Source organism: Nodosilinea sp. E11 (genome assembly GCF_032813545.1).
Taxonomy (GTDB): domain Bacteria; phylum Cyanobacteriota; class Cyanobacteriia; order Phormidesmidales; family Phormidesmidaceae; genus Nodosilinea.
The window spans coordinates 3,398,300-3,414,716 of the sequence record NZ_CP136520.1 but is presented as its reverse complement, the minus strand read 5'-3'; the positions used below and the strand labels follow the sequence as shown (position 1 = coordinate 3,414,716).

The window sequence follows — 16,417 nt, the reverse complement described above, 5'->3', positions numbered from 1 at the left end:
GGGGGCGGGTATCCCACCTAGCCAAGGTGGGCACTCCTTTTAAAATGGTTTAATGTTTGATTGTTGCTGGAGTTGTCTAGGTAGCCCCCTATGGCCCGTGATTTCTATGACCTTCTTGGTATTTCGCGCAACGCCGATCAAGACGATATTAAGCGAGCCTACCGTCGCCTAGCCCGAAAGTACCACCCGGATGTCAATAAAGATCCTGGGGCTGAAGACACGTTTAAAGAAATCAACCGCGCCTACGAGGCGCTGTCTGAGCCTGAATCTCGTGCCCGTTACGATCGCTTTGGGGAAGCAGGGCTTGGAGCTGGTGCGGGTGGGTACCAAGACTTCGGCGATATGGGTGGCTTTGCCGATATCTTTGAGAGCTTTTTCAGCGGGTTTTCTGGGGGGCAGGGTCAGGGAACCCGGCGGCGAGGGCCAACTCGCGGCGATGATTTGCGTCTTGATCTGCGCCTCGACTTCAAGGAGGCGGTGTTTGGTGGTGAAAAAGAAATCAAAATTAGCCACCTAGAAACCTGCGGCACCTGCACCGGCAGCGGGGCTAAGCCAGGCACACGCCCAACTACCTGCGGCACCTGTGGTGGTACTGGTCAGGTGCGTCGGGCCACCCGCACTCCCTTTGGCAGCTTTACTCAGGTGTCGGCCTGCCCCACCTGTAACGGCACTGGCGAAGTGATTGAAGATCGCTGTGAGGTCTGTGGTGGCAGCGGTCAAACCCAGGAAACGAAAAAGCTCAAAATTACTGTGCCGGCGGGAGTAGACAATGGCACCCGACTGCGGGTGTCGAATGAGGGAGATGCTGGACTACGCGGTGGCCCGGCGGGAGATTTGTACGTCTACTTGTTTGTGGCCGAGGATGCGGCTTTCAAGCGCGATGGCATCAATATTCTCTCTGACCTTAAGATTAGCTATTTGCAGGCTATCTTGGGCTGCAAGCTCACCATCGACACTGTGGATGGTCCAGAGGAGTTGGATGTTCCTGCGGGGACCCAGCCAGGCACTGTGCTGACTCTAGACAATCGGGGTGTGCCCAAGCTGGGCAATCCTGTCAGCCGGGGGGATCACCTGATTACTATTCAGGTTGATATCCCGACGCGCATGAAGCCTGAAGAGCGTGAGTTGGTCGAGAAATTGGCCGAGATTCGCGGCGAAAAGGTCAACCGAGGGGGCATAGAGGGCTTTTTAGGGGGGCTATTTCGCGGATGACTACTGCTTTTTCGGCGCTGCCTAGCGATCGCCTCGATCTGCGCGGCACACCCTGCCCTATCAACTTTGTGCGCACTAAGCTGCAACTCGACAAAATGGCTCCTGGTGCTCTGCTTGAGGTCTGGCTCGATGCGGGTGAGCCAGTCGAGCAGGTACCCGACAGCCTGACGATGGAAGGCTACGTGATCGAGCACTTAGAAGACTGCACCGACTACTTTGCCCTGCATGTGCGCCGTCCTGCTTAATGATTGCGCCCTACGACCCTAGGAAAGACATGGCTGGGGAGGAGGGCGTGGGCCCTTGGGGGGTCGTTGTGGCTACCCAGGCCAATTATTACCGCGTGCGCCTAGATACCCCCGATGCTCCGAGTAGTAGGGGGACAGTCTTGCTGTGCACTCGCCGGGCACGGCTGAAGAAGACCGGTCAGCAGGTGATGGTGGGGGACCGAGTACAGCTAGAGGCGATCGATTGGGTTGACGGGCGGGCGGCGATCGCTACCCTAGGGGCCCGCCAAAGCCTGCTCGACCGCCCGCCTGTCGCTAATGCCGACCAGATATTGCTAGTATTTGCCCTGGCCGAACCTGACCTCGACCCCCAGCAGTTGGGGCGATTTTTGGTAAAAGCTGAAGCCACCGGCGTGCCGGTTAGCCTTTGCCTCAACAAGCAGGATCTAGTCAGTGCCGAGACGCTCCACTATTGGCAAGACCAGCTAGGTCAATGGGGCTACTCACCCACTGCGATCAGCCTGCAAGAGGGAGATGCTCTCGATGGGCTACGATCGCAGTTGCAAGGCCGCACAACGGTTGTCTCTGGGCCATCGGGGGTGGGTAAATCTAGCCTGATCAATCGCCTGATTCCCCAGGCTAGTTTAAGAACTGGAGCCGTCTCGGGCAAGCTGGGGCGGGGTCGCCACACCACCCGCCATGTGGAGCTATTTGAACTACCAGAAGGCGGCTTTTTAGCCGATACGCCTGGCTTTAACCAGCCTGACCTAACCTTGCCACCAGAGGCGCTGGGACAGTGTTTCCCAGAAATTCGTCAGCGCTTGGCCCTAGAAGACTGCCAGTTTAATGACTGCCTGCACCGGGGCGACCCAGGCTGTGCTGTAGGTACGGCCTGGCCCCGCTACCCGTTTTACCTCACTCTGCTAGCGGAGGCGATCGAGTATGACGCAGACCTCCGTCAACAGCGCGACCCCGATGCTGCCCTGAAAGTCAGAGTAGGCGAGAAAGGGCAGCGCCACCACGAGCCTCGGCTTCAGACTAAAAAGTACCGTCGCCCATCTCGCCGCAGTCAAAAGCAAGACTTAGACGAACTGCGCTATAACCTTGACGATCAGGCAGACTACCTTGACTCGGCACCTGATGGAGAATTGCCCCTGGGTTAAGGGGGTGCAAGGGACGGGACCATGTTTAGGGAAACTGCTTAAAAGTTGTAGCCCAGCGGGATTTAATCTTTTCTTTTAAATCCAACGAGGTTTTCCCCAACTTTTTCCCCAGTTTTACAGGAGTTTTCCCCAGCTTTGAACGCAGTGCTAAGGGTTTGGCCATGGGATGGCCATGGGCGTTATTCACAGGTACTCTAGTACTTATTGGTGGCAGCAGCTACTGAGGGAAACGATGGGGATCGCTGAAACCCTCAATACCTCGTTTGAAGTCTGGTGAGGCTAGCGGATTGGGGCCACCTTGGCAAGATTGACATCCCCCGGCCCACTAGTGACAATGGTTCGACCGGCTTACACAGCGCTTCTGTTCTGACCTGGTCGGCGGCTCTAGGATTCCCTCACAGTAAGGGATCCAATCCGCCAGAAGGGTGGAGGGGCTGTGTTCTGGTGTCTAATTTTCAGATTGGGGAAGTGGCGATGAGTGAGCAGTCTATGGCAGCAATGGCGTCGAGAATCAGCCTGAGCGTCGAGGTGCCAGAAGAGTTGTTTGAAGCAATGAGAGACTACGTAGAAACCCATCCATCCTGGAGTCAGCATCGGGTATTTTGTGCGGCCCTGTCGCTTTTTCTGATGCAGAATGGTGTTAGCGATCGCCGCATTAACCGCCTTTACCTAGATGCTGTCTTTGACTACGCTGCCTAACACTGCGCAATCTAGAATGCGGGCGCGATCAAAAGTGTGCTCTCTTCCACAGACAGTTGATCATTAATACCGGTGAAGTCAAACGGGGGCACTCGCAAACGGGGTGCCCCCGTTTCGCCGTTAAGAGGTTGGTTCAAGACGAATTAAGCGCCCGTTGGCGGCATCGGTGAGCACATAGAGATAGCCGTCTGGCCCTTGGCGTACATCGCGCACCCGCTGCCCAATGGGGATAGGGGTTTCGTTGACCACATTGCCGTTGGCATCGACTTCAATGCGCTTAATATCTTGGGAAACAAGGCCTCCTGCAAAAATCTGTCCCTGCCACTGGGGGTAGCGATCGCCCCGATACACCGCTAGCCCTGAGGGGGCAGTCGCCGGAGTCCAGTAGGTGACGGGGTTGACCATATCGGGGCGCGAGGTCTCAGAGGTGATAGGTCCGCCGCTGTATTCTTCACTAAAGGTCACGATCGGCCAGCCATAGTTTTCTCCAGGGGCCAGGCGGTTGAGTTCGTCACCGCCCCGAGCGCCGTGCTCCGTTGACCAGACTTGGTTGGTGGTGGGGTCGAGGGCCAATCCTTGAATATTGCGATGACCATAGCTCCACATCAGGGGATCGGCTGTGGGGTCATCGATAAAGGGGTTGTCGTCGGGCACAGAGCCATCGTCGCGGAGGCGCACAACTGCACCCAGATGCGTTTGCAAATTTTGGGCTTGGTTGCGGGCTAGATCGCCGCCAATCTGTAGCGGTGGGTTGCCGCCGTCGCCAATGGCTACCAGCAGAGTGCCATCGGGCAGCCACAGCAGGCGTGACCCGAAATGCTGGCCATCGGATTTATCTTGGTTGACGGCAAAGATCACCTCCCAATCGGCGAGGGCATTATCCTCTAGGCGGGCGCGGGCCACCTGGGTGCGATTGGCCTGGGAGGTGCCGTCAGCGTAGGCAAAGTAAACCCAGTTGTTAGTCTCAAAGTCGGGGTGCAGAGCGATGTCTAATAGACCGCCTTGACCGGCGGTGAACATATCGGGTACACCGGCAATGGGGGTCGGATCGAGTTCTCCGCTGCTGCTGACCCGGCGCAGACGGCCTGGACGCTCGGTAATCAGCAGATCGCCGTTGGGTAGCCAGGTCATGCCCCAGGGGTGCTCTAGCCCCTCGACCAGGGTGAGCGGCTCCACTGAGTCAACAACCGGTAAGGCTGCCTCAGGGGACTCAGGGGCAGGGTCTGTGGCCTGTCCAGCCTCCGAAGTATCTGTGCCATTTTCTGGCGGGGAGGCGGCACAACTGGCGATGGCTAACCCTAATACTATGGGGGCTAGAAGAGGCGTAAACCACTGAAAATTCATAGTCAAAACTCTGTATCTAAAGGCGTAGCTTTACGTTGAGGGGGGCTGAAATGCGGAAAGCAGCCATCCTAAATCAATAGAACGGCTGCTTCTCATTTGACCAAGTGGGCTATAGGGTAGCTAGGCCACCCCCGAGCGCCGCAAAGATGGCTGATACCGTAGCGGTACCGAAGATCCACCAGGCAGCGGTTGCAGCGGTTTTACGGGTGTCTTCAACTTGCTTTTCGACCTGGTAGCGCATTTCGGCCAGACGCTTTTCGACCTCGTGCTCAAGCTGTTCGGCCTTGTTGAGGGCAGAGGTGCGCACCTCTTCTACCTGGTTAATCAGCCGTTGGGCATCGGTTTCAGAAATGGCGTCGTGGGAGCTGAGCAGGGCGACTAAGGTATCTCGATCGACCTGGTTGAGACGAGTGCTGAGGGCGTCAAAGCCAGCTTTGGGGTCAGCCATCAGCTGTTGCAGGTCGCGCTTAATGCCGTAGTAGTCTAGCTCTGGGCGATCGAGAGACTCTAGGTACTGGCGAATACGGCCTAGAATGCCGTCGATCACACCCTTAACTTTGGCTTGCACCTGCTGAATTTGAGCGAAGATCTGATGGCGAATTTCGAGCACCCGATCGACAGCCGCCTCGGCTTCGGCCTGGGTCATGTCGGGGCGTTGAGCCAACAGAGCGACAACGGCATCGCGGTCAATCATGCTCAGGCGGGTTTGTAGGCGATCGGCTCCCAGGCGAGGGTCTTGCAGCAACAGCCGCAGGTCACGCTTAATGCCATCGGGGTTGAGGGCTGCTTTATCGGTGTTGCGCAGGTAGTCTTCTAGAGCTTCCTCAAAGGACATTACCTGGGTCTTGGCCCGGCGAGCTAGCCGCTGAGGTAGCTTGAGCACATCGACTATGCTGCCCTGAATGCTGTCAATGGTTTGATTGACCTCAGCCTCGGTCATGTCGCCTCGCTGGCTGAGCAGCTTCACCAGGGTATCGCGGTCCATTTCAGCCAAGCGATCGCCTACCGCCTGCAAACCCAGCTTAGGATCGTGCATGAGTAGATCAAGGTCACGCTTAATGCCCTCAGGATTTAGCTCTGGCTTACCGGTTTTGAGCAGGTAAGTTTCGATCGCCTGGGTAGCCTCGTTGTATTTGGCCTTGGCCTGGGCGGTCAGGGCCGCTGGCGCATGAACGGTCTGGTACCAGGTGGCCTCGACATTATCAAGGGTCGCCTGCACCTGCTCCTCACTGAGGTCGTTGCGTTGACTGAGCAACTGCACCAGGGTGTCGCGGTCAAACTGGGCTAAGTGCTGCCGCACTTGGTGGAGACCAGCATCGGGTTCGTCCAATAGGGCGCGAATGTCGGCCTTAATCATCTCTGGGCTGAGTTCGGCTTTGCCGGTAGACCGCAGGTAGTCTTGTAGTGCCTGCCACTGGTTGTCAATGCGGGTGGTGGCAGCGGTCTGAAGCCCTACGGCATCGGCATGGACGGTGTTCATGGCCCGCTTTAGGCGGTGGGCTACCTGTTCGATCTCAGCTTCGCTTAGATCACCGCGTGCCCTCAAGGCATCACGGAAGGCGTCGTAGCTAAAGCTGGTGTAGCGATCGCGCAGTTCATCGGCATCGGCGTAGGGATCGGCAATAATCTGCTCAAAGGTCTGGGTATCGTCACCCGCCACCAAGTCCTGGCGATCGGCGCGCTGCAAGAAGGTGTAAACCCGAGTCTGCAACGTTTTAGCGGCCTCTAACCGGTAGCGCTCAGACACTTCTGCCAGCACCTGCTGACGCACGGCATCTAGCTGGGCAGAGACTTGGGCGATTTCTTGCTGAGTGAGTAGACCTCGCTGGGCCAGAATATCGGCAAAGTAAGCGCGATTGAGCGGGCGTAGGGTCTGACGCAGCTGACCCGGATCGGCTGTCGGGTCGTAGATTACCTGCCAGAAGTCTTGCTTCATGCGCTGGGGCTGAAGCTGCCAAGGATAAGCGGTAGAAAGATAGGTCTCAACATCCGCCTTAATGACGTTGTAAGACTCGCTTTCATTTTCACTGCCCGAGGTGAGGGAGGCGACGGTATCGGTGACCTGGTGCTGCGCTTGCTTTAGCTGGCGAGTAATGTCAGCCATATCGAGGTCAGACAGATCGAGGCGTTGCATGGCCACCCCCATCAGCATGCCTAGACCCTGCTGTAGTAAACCGGAAGACGCTCCACCAGAGGACGATGATTTGTCGTCGTTTGATAGCAGTTGACCGAGGCGATCGCTCAGTTGACCCGAGACTAAATCATCGCGCTGGGCCGACTTGACGTAATCGACCAACTGCTCTATAGAATTGCGCTCCGAGGCCTGGCCCAGGGCTCGCGACCAGCTCTTATAGAGGCGATCGGCAATCCGTCGAGTTTCTTGGGGAGAGAGGTCAGTGCGACGGCTCACAAGTTGTTCAAAGGCGCCGCGATCAATTTGAGCTAGCACATCGCGATCGGTTTGAGCGACGACGCCCGATTCTTGCAGCAGACGCTCAAACTCCCCTTCTATGGCAGCGGTATCAATACCGGGCGATCGCAGGCCAGAAAGATATTCCCGCAGAGTGTCTTTGATGTCGTTACTATCCCAGCCAGACATTAGTTCTTGGCGAACAGCGGCAGCGGTGGCTTCAGCCGTAGCGACAACCTGGCTGCTAGCAGCACGCGCCCCCATCGCCGAGGTCGCCGTGCCCATCAACGCTTGGAAGCTAGAGGTAGCCGTTTTGACCACCGAGCCCACTAAAGACCCAACCGTGGTGGAACTGACCCAAAACAGCAAACAAAAATAAGTGCCCCAAATCACTAGGCCCGTAATCGCTCCTAGGAGGGCACTGCTGTAGAGGCTGAGCTTGACCGCAAGCAGACAGGCGAAAAACAGAGCCAGGCTCACTGTAATCACGGTCCAGAGGCCCACGGCGGTGGCAATGGGTGGGCTGCTGCCATTGCTGCTAGCGCGTCGGCTAGAGTGGCTCTGCCCGACCGCAGAGATGCCAACAGCTACTGACAGGTTGGTGAGTAGTAACTGAAAGCCAAAGGCCAGCACTATCCCTGACAGTAAAGCAATAAAAAACTGCGGCCCCGAAAAAATGAGCGCAGCATCTTCTGGGGTTGTGACACGCGGCGACACAGGTGCCACCGGTACCTGTACCAGATGCAGCCAACCCATACTCTGTCCTTGTATCTCACTCAACCATCCAGTCATGTTGGTTCCATCCCTTTGCTCTTCTCTCTCATCAGACCGGTTTTTTGAGTCGCTGACATCTGGCAGGCGGGATATTTCGTTGGATAGAGGGTTATAGAAGCGTAAAACCCGAATTGGCGCGGTCCACAAACCTAGGCGCAAGGCACCCCATGGCAACCAATGCCCCCAGAAAACTAGGGCCTGGAACGGTTGGGCTAGAGACAAGCTAGTCGGGCACCAAGGGTACTAACTGTCAGAGCCGTTGCCTGCCCAGGGGCGACGCAGATGCAAAGGTAGGTGAGAACAGTTGTTGAGCTGGCGCACAAAGGGGCCATAGTCCATCAGCTCAACGAGGGAAATTGCGGTGACGGGCATGGCTAGGCGATCGCGGTAGCGACCCACATCAATGCCCAGCAGCGTGCACAGCATGATGCGCAAAGTAGCCTTGTGAGATACCACCAGCACGTTGCCGTCGGGATAGGTATCTTCAATCTCTGCCAGCACATCGGAGCTGCGGCGGGCCACCTGCATCGCTTTTTCGCCGTCGGTGGGGGTGTTCCAGGCGGGGTCGGCCAGCCAGCGAATGTAATCATCGTGGAACAGCGTGTTGACTTGGGTGGGGGCCATTCCCTCCCACCGACCAAAGGAGAGCTCTCGCAACTGCTCGCGGCGCTGTACCGCGAGCCCAGTGATTTTGCACAGGGGCTGCACCGTAGCGGCAGCATGGTGCAGGGGACTGCAAAAAATGGCCTGCCAATCGACGTGGTGGTAGGCCTTAGCAAAATAGTCGGCCATTTGCTGCCCTTGCACCGTGAGTGCCACCCCATCTTGGCTGCAATAGCGGCCAGTGCGGCAGTACTCGGTTTCGGCGTTGCGGAGCAGGTAAAGCCTCAGGGGCATAGGGTGCTTGTCCTCAGGTGCAGGGGAGCGATCGCAGCTGATCGCTTAGGTGAGAGCGATCGGCAATGGTGTGAAACAACGGCCCTCGGTTGCCCAACTCCACCACGCTGACAGCTGCTACCGGCATATCGAGGCGATCGCGATAGCGACCCACATCAATGCCCAGCAGCGTGCACAGCATAATGCGAATGGTGGCTTTATGCGAAACAATTAAAATATGCCCGCTGATATGATTGCGCTCAATTTCATCGAGCACCTGAGCTGAGCGGCGGGCAATATCTACGGCCCGTTCGCCGCCAACGGGCGCATACCAAGCGGGGTCGGTCAGCCAGGCCACATACTCATCGTGGTGTTCCCGATCGACCACCGTAGGGTGCATACCCTCCCAACGGCCATACATCACTTCCCGCAGCCCGTCGCGCAGCTGCATCTCCATCCCGATCAGTTCGCACAGGGGGCGAGCGGTTTCGACCGCTCGCCGCAGGGGACTGACATAGGCAGCGCTCCAGGGCAGGTGGGCATAGGTCTCCGCAAACTCCTGGGCCATGGCAATACCCTCGGGAGTCAGGCCAGGGTCGTTTTCGGGCATGCCACAATAGCCCCCCGTGAGGCTATAGGCCGTTTGACCATGGCGCAAAAAGTAAAGAAAAACTCCCATCGGTGCCTGGCGGTAAGAAAAGGACAGTGGTGCCCAAGGCGGTAGCCCCTAGTACAGTAGCCCTGATTGCAGTTAGCCCTGATTGCAGTGAATGTCTATCAGCGGGCCGTGCATTCTTAATCTAACCTACGCGCCAGGCAAGCCAGAACAGGTTCAGAATTGTATAAGACTTAGCTAAAGGCCCTGCTCTCTAGCCAGACAGCTCAGGTGAAGCCCCTAGCTTAACCATGTTCCTCCATGATCTACTCCAAATCCCGCCGTCCTTCTAATGCCCGTGCCAGGGTGACTTCGTCGGCATATTCTAAATCGCCTCCCATGGGCAAGCCAAAGGCAATCCGGGTGACCCGAGTAAAGGGCTTGAGCAGTTGGCCAACATACAGAGTCGTGGTGTCGCCCTCAATGCTAGGGCTAATGGCAATAATCACTTCCCGGGTGCCCTCTTGGTTGACCCGGTGCACGAGCGGGCCAATGGTGAGCTGTTCGGGGCCAATGCCATCCATGGGTGAAATGAGCCCGCCAAGCACATGGTAACGCCCCCGATACTCGCGGGTCCTTTCAATGGCAATCACATCGCGGGAGTCGGCCACGACGCAAAGGGTCTGGGGGTCGCGACTGGTAGACCGGCAGATGTCGCACACCGGGTCTGCCGATAGGTGAAAGCACACTGAGCACTGGCCCACCTGGGCTTTGGCTTCGAGCAGTGCCTGCGCTAAAGCCTGCACCTCGTTCTGCGGGCGTTTGAGAATGTGCAGCGCCAACCGCTGGGCCGATTTGGGGCCAACCCCAGGCAGTCGTTGGAATTCTTCAATTAGTCGAGCCAAGGGACGGGTATAGATGGGGCAAAGCTCCTTGCATTGCTCAATGTCTAAATTGTACGTGTAAGGCTGTTGGGTAGGACAGCGGGGATCAGGCAGCGGAGGTCAGGTAAACCGATGGCAAATGTGAGTGGCATGTGGCTGGGTACCTACTGGCAGCGAAACCAGCCAACTCGGTTTGAGGCCACCCTGGTGCAGGGAGGCAATGGGCTGAGCGGCAGTAGTCTTGATGCTGGTTATCTGGGTGAAGCCCACCTGAGCGGCACGGTGGTTGGTCGTCAGGTGCAGTTTACCAAACGCTATTTAGCCCCTGGTATGCCAACGATTGACTATACCGGCACTGTATCTGAGAATGGCAACCACCTCACAGGACAGTGGAGCATTGCAGGCTTTGATGCTGGCCCCTGGGAAGCTCACCGTGGCGAAGACGATCTGAGCCAGAGCTGGCAGCGGGTGGTCGAACGCAACCTGGTGTCAACCACTAGCTAAGGGAAAGGCGGGGTTTTGTGTTCTATCTGGCATCTTTTCGGCGAAAAAACAGCTATTTTGCGGCATGAGCAGCGGTTTTTAAGCAAATTTTGCTTGGGCTAGGTTTGTTCTAGTTGAGCTGAAGTCCTGTTAGGTGTAGAAGGCCATGCCTGTTTTGGGGCCACAGTTATTAAAGCCCATGGTGGTGGTGGGCAGTTTAGTGGCCCATGTGGTGCTGCCCAATCTGCCGGTAACAGCGCCAGAGCTTGAGTACCAGCCGGACCCAGTGGCGGTGCCTCAGACCAGTAGCTTGACCGATCTCTATCACCTGCGCGATCGCCTGCGAGCCGACCTAGACCAGCAGCCGACGGTGATGGTGGCGACCCGGTCAGGCATTGGCATCACGCCAACAGAGACCCTCGACCAGCTGTGGGCCATTAACCATCGCCTGCGCCAAGAAGAGCGAGCCCGCTGGCTAAGACACCAAGCCGGGAAGCGGGCAGCGGCGGCGATCGCCCTAGGCGAACCCTCCACGCTCCCTACGGTTGCCCTAGCGGCGGCCTATGCCCACTGGGATGATGCCCTCTCAGCCCTAGACCAAATGCCTGCCGATACCTTTGGGGAGGCCCTAGCCGCGACTCAGCGATCGCAGTACGAGCAGCAGCGCGCGATCGTTGCCTACCACTACGACACTGCCCGCTCAGACTTTTTGGTGCCCATTGTTGAGCAAACCGGCTTGGCCCAGCAGATGCGCTTGACGGTCTGCACCCTGGAGCGCGAGTGCCGCCGTTGGCAGGGGCATTTGCCTCCCGTTACCCCCGCCAGCTTGATTAAAGTGCCCATTGCGATCGCGCTACTGACCCACCTTCACCAGGTCGGGCGATCGCCTGAGACACCGATCTGGGTTGACCCCAGCAACTGGACCGAAGACGCTGGCTCCCTCTGGGTTGGATCAGAGTATCCCCTTCAGGTGATCATGGCGGATATGGTGAGCGCCAGCGGCAACATTGCCACCAATCAGCTGATCGACTACATGGGCTGGGCTGAGGTCAATCAACAGCTGCAAAGTCGGGGCTACACGACGACCCGCGTGACTAGCAAACTCGTCGGCGCATCGACCTACCCAGCCAACCTGGGCTCCGCCGCCAACGTGATCACCACTGACGAACTCACCGATATGATGGTGGCCATTTATAACCAAGAAATTCCGGGGGCGGAGTTGATTCAAGCTGCGCTGGCCAAGCAGGCGGATTTGGCCCTGGGCCACGCTACCGTGCAGCCGCCTCTAGTTTGGCTGGGCGAAAAGACCGGCAGAACGTCTAAGTTGTTGGGCACGACCACCGCAGTTAACATCAGCGGTCGGCGTTACATTCTCACGGCCACCCTAGACCACAGCAGTAACGAAGCCGCCCTCAGAACCGTTCTAGCCGGGGTAATGCAGCACTTGCTAACCCACCACGGCTTTGACCATACCGTGGTTTCCTCAGCCGAGAGAGATGTCCGGTCTCGAACATTCTTGCCCTAAACAACGACCTTGGGCGATTTTTAGGAAATAGTTTCCCCAATGGTGGGCAGTGCCCTCCCCTACGGCGGCTACGGTTGCTGGATTAAAGTTGGTATTTTCTTTCTTAGAAGCTCTTTAACCCTCTAACCAATCCACTAGGGCCTGGCGCATGGTGGCTACGGGTACAGGCTGTTGCAGCCAGAGTTCTAAAGCTACTGCTCCCTGCTGCACCAGCATTTCTAACCCATCGAGGGTCACTAAACCGCGCTGCGCGGCTAGGGCGAGCAGCTGGGTGGGACGAGGGGTATAGATCAAGTCGTAGACCACGGCGGTGGCGGGGACTAGGGCCAGGAGATCGGCGGTCAGGGGCGTTTGGCCAGCCAGGCTATGCATGCCGATCGGGGTTGTATTCACAATCAGATCGGCAGTGGGCAGCAGCTGAGGTAAAGACTCCCAACTGTGCACTGTTAGCAGGGGGTGCAGGGGCGACTGCGCCCAGCTGTGCTCAAACTCAGTGAGTTTTTGGGGATTGCGCCCCACCACCTGCACTGCCGCAAAGCCAAGCTGCCCACAGCCCGCCACTACGGCCCTGGCGGCTCCGCCATTGCCCAGCACCAGGGCCGTAGCCCCCGTCCAGGCTGACATCGCTTTGAGCGGAGCGACAAAGCCCGCTACGTCGGTATTGGTGCCTGCCCAGCCCTGGGCCGTGCGCCACACGGTGTTAACTGCGCCCACGGCCTGGGCTTCGGCGCTCACCTCGGCCAGCAGGGGCATAATCGACTGCTTGTGGGGAATGGTGATGCTAAACCCCTGTACCCCCGTCGCGGCAAAGCCTGCGATCGCTGCCTCTAACCCCTCTGCCACCACCGGAAAGGCCACATAGACGTAATCGACCCCCAACTCTGCCAGGGCCGCGTTGTGCATCACAGGTGAGAGCGAATGGGTCACCGGGTCGCCGATAACGCCAAGCAGTTGCGTGGTGCCGGTAATTGCCATAGACATCAAAGGGGGCTAAAGAGTTGACCGAGTCAATTCATCATTACTCTTTCTTGATACAACGCCACAATTTTTTCTACGACAGCTTCGATCGTCAAGCCATCGGTATTGAGGGCGATCGCGTCGTCGGCCTGGCGCAGGGGCGACACCCGGCGGCTACTGTCTTTGCGATCGCGATCGTCGATAGCCCGCTCTAGATCGACTAGATCGACCATCGGCTGCTGCTGGGCGGCCAGATCGCGCTGGCGACGACGGGCCCGTTCTTCGACCGAGGCGGTGAGAAACACCTTCAGCTCGGCCTGGGGAAATACCTCGGTGCCAATGTCGCGCCCTTCCATCACGACCCCGCCCGTCACCCCATACTGCTGCTGCTGGTGCAGCAGGGTTTCGCGCACCGTGGGCTGGGCCGACACCAGCGACACCTGCTCGGTGACCTGCGCACTGCGAATCAGCTGGGTTACCTCCTGGCCATTGAGCCAGATGCGGCTAGGGTAGGCGGCAAAGGCCGGGTCATCCCCCGAGGCCGTGAGGTGCAGGTCACAGTCTTGCACCAGCTCGGCGACCTGCACCTCGTCATGCACATCGACCCCCCGATCGAGAGCCAGCCAGGTCACCGCCCGGTACATGGCACCGCTATCGAGGTAGAGCAAATTGAGTCGCTGGGCCACCTGGCGAGCCACCGTCGACTTACCCGCCCCCGCCGGGCCGTCAATGGCCACAATCGGCTGGCGATCGCGCAGCAAAATATTGTCGATCAGTCGAGTGTTGCCCAGGTGGGCGGCTACCGCCAACATTCCTAGGGTGTCGATGCGCTCTAGGGGATGCAGGGTTTCGGGGTGTACCACTTCGACGTACTGCGGTTTAAGGGCAGGCGTCTGAGCCAGTTCTTGCTGCACGGCGGCAATCAACGCCTGGCTGGAGTGCACTCCGGCTTTGAACTGCGTCTGGGCTGCCATCAGCCCCCGGTAAAGGGTCGCCGCCTGCTGGCACTCGGCATCGCTCAGGTAGGCATTGCGCGAACTCAGGGCTAAACCGCTGGCCTCTCGCACGGTGGGGCAGCCAACAATGCGGCCCGGCAGGTGCAAATCCTTAGCGATTCGCTTGAGAATAGCCAGCTGCTGAGCATCTTTATAGCCAAAATAGGCGCGATCGGGGGCCACCAAATTCAGCAGTTTGGTCACCACCGTTGCTACGCCTTCAAAGTGCCCTGGGCGATGGGGGCCACACAATACCGCCACCATGTCCTTGGGGGGAGTTACCTGGGCCAGGTCTGCGGCCAAGGGGGCAGGGCGACCGTAAAGGCTAGCTGCTGTGGGCATAAAGACGGCATCGACCCCGGCCTGCTCACACAGGTGCAAATCAAGCTCTGGGGTGTGGGGATAGCGAGCCAGATCTTCCTGGGGGCCAAACTGGAGCGGATTTACAAAGATGCTGACCACGGTGACGGTGTTCTCTCGCCGCGATCGCTCAATCAGACTGAGGTGGCCTTGGTGCAAGTTGCCCATGGTGGGTACTAGGCCCACCGCTGGCGCATCCTCTCCCTCCCTGGCTACAGTGCGCTCCTGAGCCAGGTAACGCCTTAACCCCTCAACCGTCTTAAGTACCCGCACAATGTCCTACCTACCTGCTGCGTGAGTGAGTGTGACAGCTGAACTTCTGGCACCCCGTTCCAAAGGTAATACCGTACCAGATTTAAAGTCGGGAGCATATCGGTTTAGCCATTGCCTTTGCATGACCTTTGCATGACATTCCCCCGCCCCTGCCACTGCGCCAAGGCCAGCGCCTATCGCGAAAAACCCTCTCCAACCGAGGCGGTAGAGAGGGTCTCTGGTCACTTCCCCAGGGCGCATAGACTCGGGCAACGCCGAGCGATCGCAGGGAATTATTGGCCCGACAGCACCTCAAGCTGCACGCGGCCAACACCGCTGGCTCTGAGGCCAATCTGGCCCGCCGCCGCTGCTGAGAGATCGATCACTCGACCATGGGAAAAGGGGCCGCGATCGTTAATGCGCACCACCACCGACTGGCCCGTAGACAGGTTCGTCACCCGCACCTGGGTGCCAAACGGCAGGGTTCGGTGGGCAGCAGTCATGGCGTTTTGGTCAAACACTTCGCCACTGGCGCTGCGTCGGCCATGGAACCCAGGACCATACCAAGATGCCATACCGCTGAGGGTCGAAGACACGACGGCCACCCGAGACTCAGGCGCAGGCTGGGGCAATCCTTCAACCCGGGCTAAAGGTGGCGCATCGCCCAGCAGTCGTCGCAGCCGGTTGGTGATATGTAGGGCATCTTCCCCAGGGTTTTCGGTGGTGTCGGGCAAAATAATTTGGTCATTGAGGGCAAAAATTTCTTCGTCCCCCCAGGTCACCACAAAGGCTTTGTCGTCGCTATCCCAACGGGCTTTGATATCGGCAGCATCGCCATCGACGGCCAATTCTTGCAGGCGGGCCAAGGTCTGATTGGCTCGCTTGAGCGGCGCTTCATGATCGGTGGCCAGAGAGGCGGGGGTGCTGCTAGCGCTTAGGGTCTCTAGCTCATCGCCAACAAAGGTAATGACCGGAATGGAACGAATGTAGACCGTAGCGGCCTGCCGGGCGTCTAGGGCGTGGGGATATACGGTGGCTAAGTCAAGGGCGTCGTGGCTGTCTTCAACAGGCTGAGTCGATACAGGAGATTCAGGGTCGGCGGGCTCGGGGCTTGAAAGGTCGGCGGCGGTCAGTAAACCTGTATCGGTCTGTAGGGTGTGCGAGAGACTATCAGCATGGTGTTCTGCATCGATGGAAGCAGCGCTATCGCTGGCTTCCTGAGCTTGGCTGGGCAAGGGTGCTCCAAAGACGGACATAGCGACGGCAACCGTCAGTCCGCCCAATACGGAATGTTTCATTTACACCAAAAGAATTCAACAGGAAGAGCAGGGGATAGATCCTGGCCTCTCAGGGAGACAGCAGAACAGACAACACAGGAATTGCCTTAAATCCCATACCCGTTACACATTGGTCTTCGGTTTTTATCGAAATGTAACCTAACACGTTCAGTCAGAGTTGCGAATCCGGGGAGATGCGGTGGACTTATTTCGCCACCACAAAATATCAAAGGAGCTGCTGCCCTGCAATTGGCTAAGATACTGTGGTATCAAGGCCTACCGGACTTGAAGAGGGTTGAGTTCAGTTCCAAATTTGTTATAGGTTAGTTCTGATAAGTTAGGGAAAAATCATCAGTCGTTTTACCGGCTCAGGCGCTTTTTGTCAGC

At 58.0% G+C, this 16,417-nt stretch carries 15 protein-coding genes; 6 read left to right on the top strand and 9 right to left on the bottom strand.

The window, feature by feature from the left end; all coding sequences use genetic code 11:
* The first annotated feature begins 90 nt into the window (after window positions 1-90).
* From dnaJ to rsgA, 3 genes are read left to right on the top strand one after another with little or no spacing between them, the layout of a single operon-like run.
* Complete coding sequence (gene dnaJ, locus RRF56_RS17320) at window positions 91-1,212, top strand: molecular chaperone DnaJ (protein ID WP_317034409.1); 1,122 nt, start codon at window positions 91-93, stop codon at window positions 1,210-1,212.
* Window positions 1,209-1,457, top strand: coding sequence for a sulfurtransferase TusA family protein (locus tag RRF56_RS17315; RefSeq protein ID WP_317034408.1), 249 nt, complete (start codon window positions 1,209-1,211; stop codon window positions 1,455-1,457). Before dnaJ ends, RRF56_RS17315 begins: the two co-directional genes overlap by 4 nt.
* Window positions 1,457-2,599: a small ribosomal subunit biogenesis GTPase RsgA gene (gene rsgA / locus RRF56_RS17310; RefSeq protein WP_410510493.1), complete on the top strand. Its 1,143-nt coding sequence runs from the start codon at window positions 1,457-1,459 to the stop codon at window positions 2,597-2,599. The genes RRF56_RS17315 and rsgA overlap by 1 nt, the downstream gene beginning before the upstream one ends.
* Window positions 2,600-2,624: 25 nt before the next feature.
* Here rsgA and RRF56_RS17305 read toward each other — a convergent pair whose 3' ends face one another.
* Window positions 2,625-2,786, bottom strand: coding sequence for a hypothetical protein (locus RRF56_RS17305; RefSeq protein ID WP_317034406.1), 162 nt, complete (start codon window positions 2,784-2,786; stop codon window positions 2,625-2,627).
* A gap of 287 nt (window positions 2,787-3,073) precedes the next feature.
* Between RRF56_RS17305 and RRF56_RS17300 the strand changes: the two genes are divergently transcribed.
* Window positions 3,074-3,298 (top strand): DUF2811 domain-containing protein, encoded by a 225-nt coding sequence (locus RRF56_RS17300; RefSeq protein ID WP_410510630.1) that lies wholly within the window; start codon window positions 3,074-3,076, stop codon window positions 3,296-3,298.
* Between the two features lie 120 nt (window positions 3,299-3,418).
* Here RRF56_RS17300 and RRF56_RS17295 read toward each other — a convergent pair whose 3' ends face one another.
* The 5 genes from RRF56_RS17295 to recR form a co-directional block, all read right to left on the bottom strand.
* The gene (locus RRF56_RS17295) at window positions 3,419-4,642 is read right to left on the bottom strand and encodes a PQQ-dependent sugar dehydrogenase (protein WP_317034404.1); all 1,224 of its coding nucleotides are present in this window, start codon (window positions 4,640-4,642) and stop codon (window positions 3,419-3,421) included.
* Window positions 4,643-4,751: 109 nt separating this feature from the next.
* Window positions 4,752-7,808 carry an MFS transporter gene (locus RRF56_RS17290; RefSeq protein ID WP_317034403.1) on the bottom strand — a complete coding sequence of 1,019 codons (3,057 nt, stop codon included), beginning with the start codon at window positions 7,806-7,808 and terminating at the stop codon, window positions 4,752-4,754.
* A gap of 261 nt (window positions 7,809-8,069) precedes the next feature.
* The gene (locus RRF56_RS17285; protein ID WP_317034402.1) at window positions 8,070-8,723 is read right to left on the bottom strand and encodes a histidine phosphatase family protein; all 654 of its coding nucleotides are present in this window, start codon (window positions 8,721-8,723) and stop codon (window positions 8,070-8,072) included.
* Between the two features lie 13 nt (window positions 8,724-8,736).
* Complete coding sequence (locus tag RRF56_RS17280; protein ID WP_317034401.1) at window positions 8,737-9,381, bottom strand: histidine phosphatase family protein; 645 nt, start codon at window positions 9,379-9,381, stop codon at window positions 8,737-8,739.
* Window positions 9,382-9,623: 242 nt separating this feature from the next.
* Window positions 9,624-10,217, bottom strand: coding sequence for a recombination mediator RecR (recR, locus tag RRF56_RS17275; protein ID WP_410510629.1), 594 nt, complete (start codon window positions 10,215-10,217; stop codon window positions 9,624-9,626).
* A gap of 96 nt (window positions 10,218-10,313) precedes the next feature.
* Here recR and RRF56_RS17270 point away from each other — a divergent pair, with 96 nt between their 5' ends.
* Together RRF56_RS17270 and RRF56_RS17265 are read left to right on the top strand one after the other, a co-directional pair.
* Window positions 10,314-10,685 (top strand): hypothetical protein, encoded by a 372-nt coding sequence (locus tag RRF56_RS17270; protein ID WP_317034399.1) that lies wholly within the window; start codon window positions 10,314-10,316, stop codon window positions 10,683-10,685.
* 145 nt (window positions 10,686-10,830) lie between these two features.
* A complete protein-coding gene (locus RRF56_RS17265; protein WP_317034398.1) occupies window positions 10,831-12,189 on the top strand; it encodes a serine hydrolase in 1,359 nt (452 codons plus the stop codon).
* A 114-nt stretch (window positions 12,190-12,303) separates the two neighbouring features.
* Here RRF56_RS17265 and RRF56_RS17260 read toward each other — a convergent pair whose 3' ends face one another.
* The 3 genes from RRF56_RS17260 to RRF56_RS17250 form a co-directional block, all read right to left on the bottom strand.
* Window positions 12,304-13,164 (bottom strand): shikimate dehydrogenase, encoded by an 861-nt coding sequence (locus RRF56_RS17260; RefSeq protein ID WP_317034397.1) that lies wholly within the window; start codon window positions 13,162-13,164, stop codon window positions 12,304-12,306.
* A 32-nt stretch (window positions 13,165-13,196) separates the two neighbouring features.
* A complete protein-coding gene (locus RRF56_RS17255) occupies window positions 13,197-14,774 on the bottom strand; it encodes a bifunctional pantoate--beta-alanine ligase/(d)CMP kinase (protein WP_317034396.1) in 1,578 nt (525 codons plus the stop codon).
* 272 nt (window positions 14,775-15,046) lie between these two features.
* Entirely contained in the window at window positions 15,047-16,051 is a 1,005-nt protein-coding gene (locus tag RRF56_RS17250) for a septal ring lytic transglycosylase RlpA family protein (protein ID WP_317034395.1), read from the bottom strand.
* Window positions 16,052-16,417 lie beyond the last annotated feature (366 nt).

Excerpts from the sequence above, each read along its gene's own strand:
- RRF56_RS17250 (WP_317034395.1), bottom strand. The coding sequence starts at position 16,051 with ATGAAACATTCCGTATTGGGCGGACTGACGGTTGCCGTCGCTATGTCC.
- RRF56_RS17290 (WP_317034403.1), bottom strand. The coding sequence starts at position 7,808 with ATGGGTTGGCTGCATCTGGTACAGGTACCGGTGGCACCTGTGTCGCCG.
- RRF56_RS17315 (WP_317034408.1), top strand. The coding sequence starts at position 1,209 with ATGACTACTGCTTTTTCGGCGCTGCCTAGCGATCGCCTCGATCTGCGC.
- RRF56_RS17295 (WP_317034404.1), bottom strand. The coding sequence starts at position 4,642 with ATGAATTTTCAGTGGTTTACGCCTCTTCTAGCCCCCATAGTATTAGGG.
- RRF56_RS17260 (WP_317034397.1), bottom strand. The coding sequence starts at position 13,164 with ATGGCAATTACCGGCACCACGCAACTGCTTGGCGTTATCGGCGACCCG.
- RRF56_RS17300 (WP_410510630.1), top strand. The coding sequence starts at position 3,074 with ATGAGTGAGCAGTCTATGGCAGCAATGGCGTCGAGAATCAGCCTGAGC.
- RRF56_RS17285 (WP_317034402.1), bottom strand. The coding sequence starts at position 8,723 with ATGCCCCTGAGGCTTTACCTGCTCCGCAACGCCGAAACCGAGTACTGC.
- RRF56_RS17270 (WP_317034399.1), top strand. The coding sequence starts at position 10,314 with ATGGCAAATGTGAGTGGCATGTGGCTGGGTACCTACTGGCAGCGAAAC.
- RRF56_RS17265 (WP_317034398.1), top strand. The coding sequence starts at position 10,831 with ATGCCTGTTTTGGGGCCACAGTTATTAAAGCCCATGGTGGTGGTGGGC.
- dnaJ (WP_317034409.1), top strand. The coding sequence starts at position 91 with ATGGCCCGTGATTTCTATGACCTTCTTGGTATTTCGCGCAACGCCGAT.
- RRF56_RS17280 (WP_317034401.1), bottom strand. The coding sequence starts at position 9,381 with ATGGGAGTTTTTCTTTACTTTTTGCGCCATGGTCAAACGGCCTATAGC.
- rsgA (WP_410510493.1), top strand. The coding sequence starts at position 1,457 with ATGATTGCGCCCTACGACCCTAGGAAAGACATGGCTGGGGAGGAGGGC.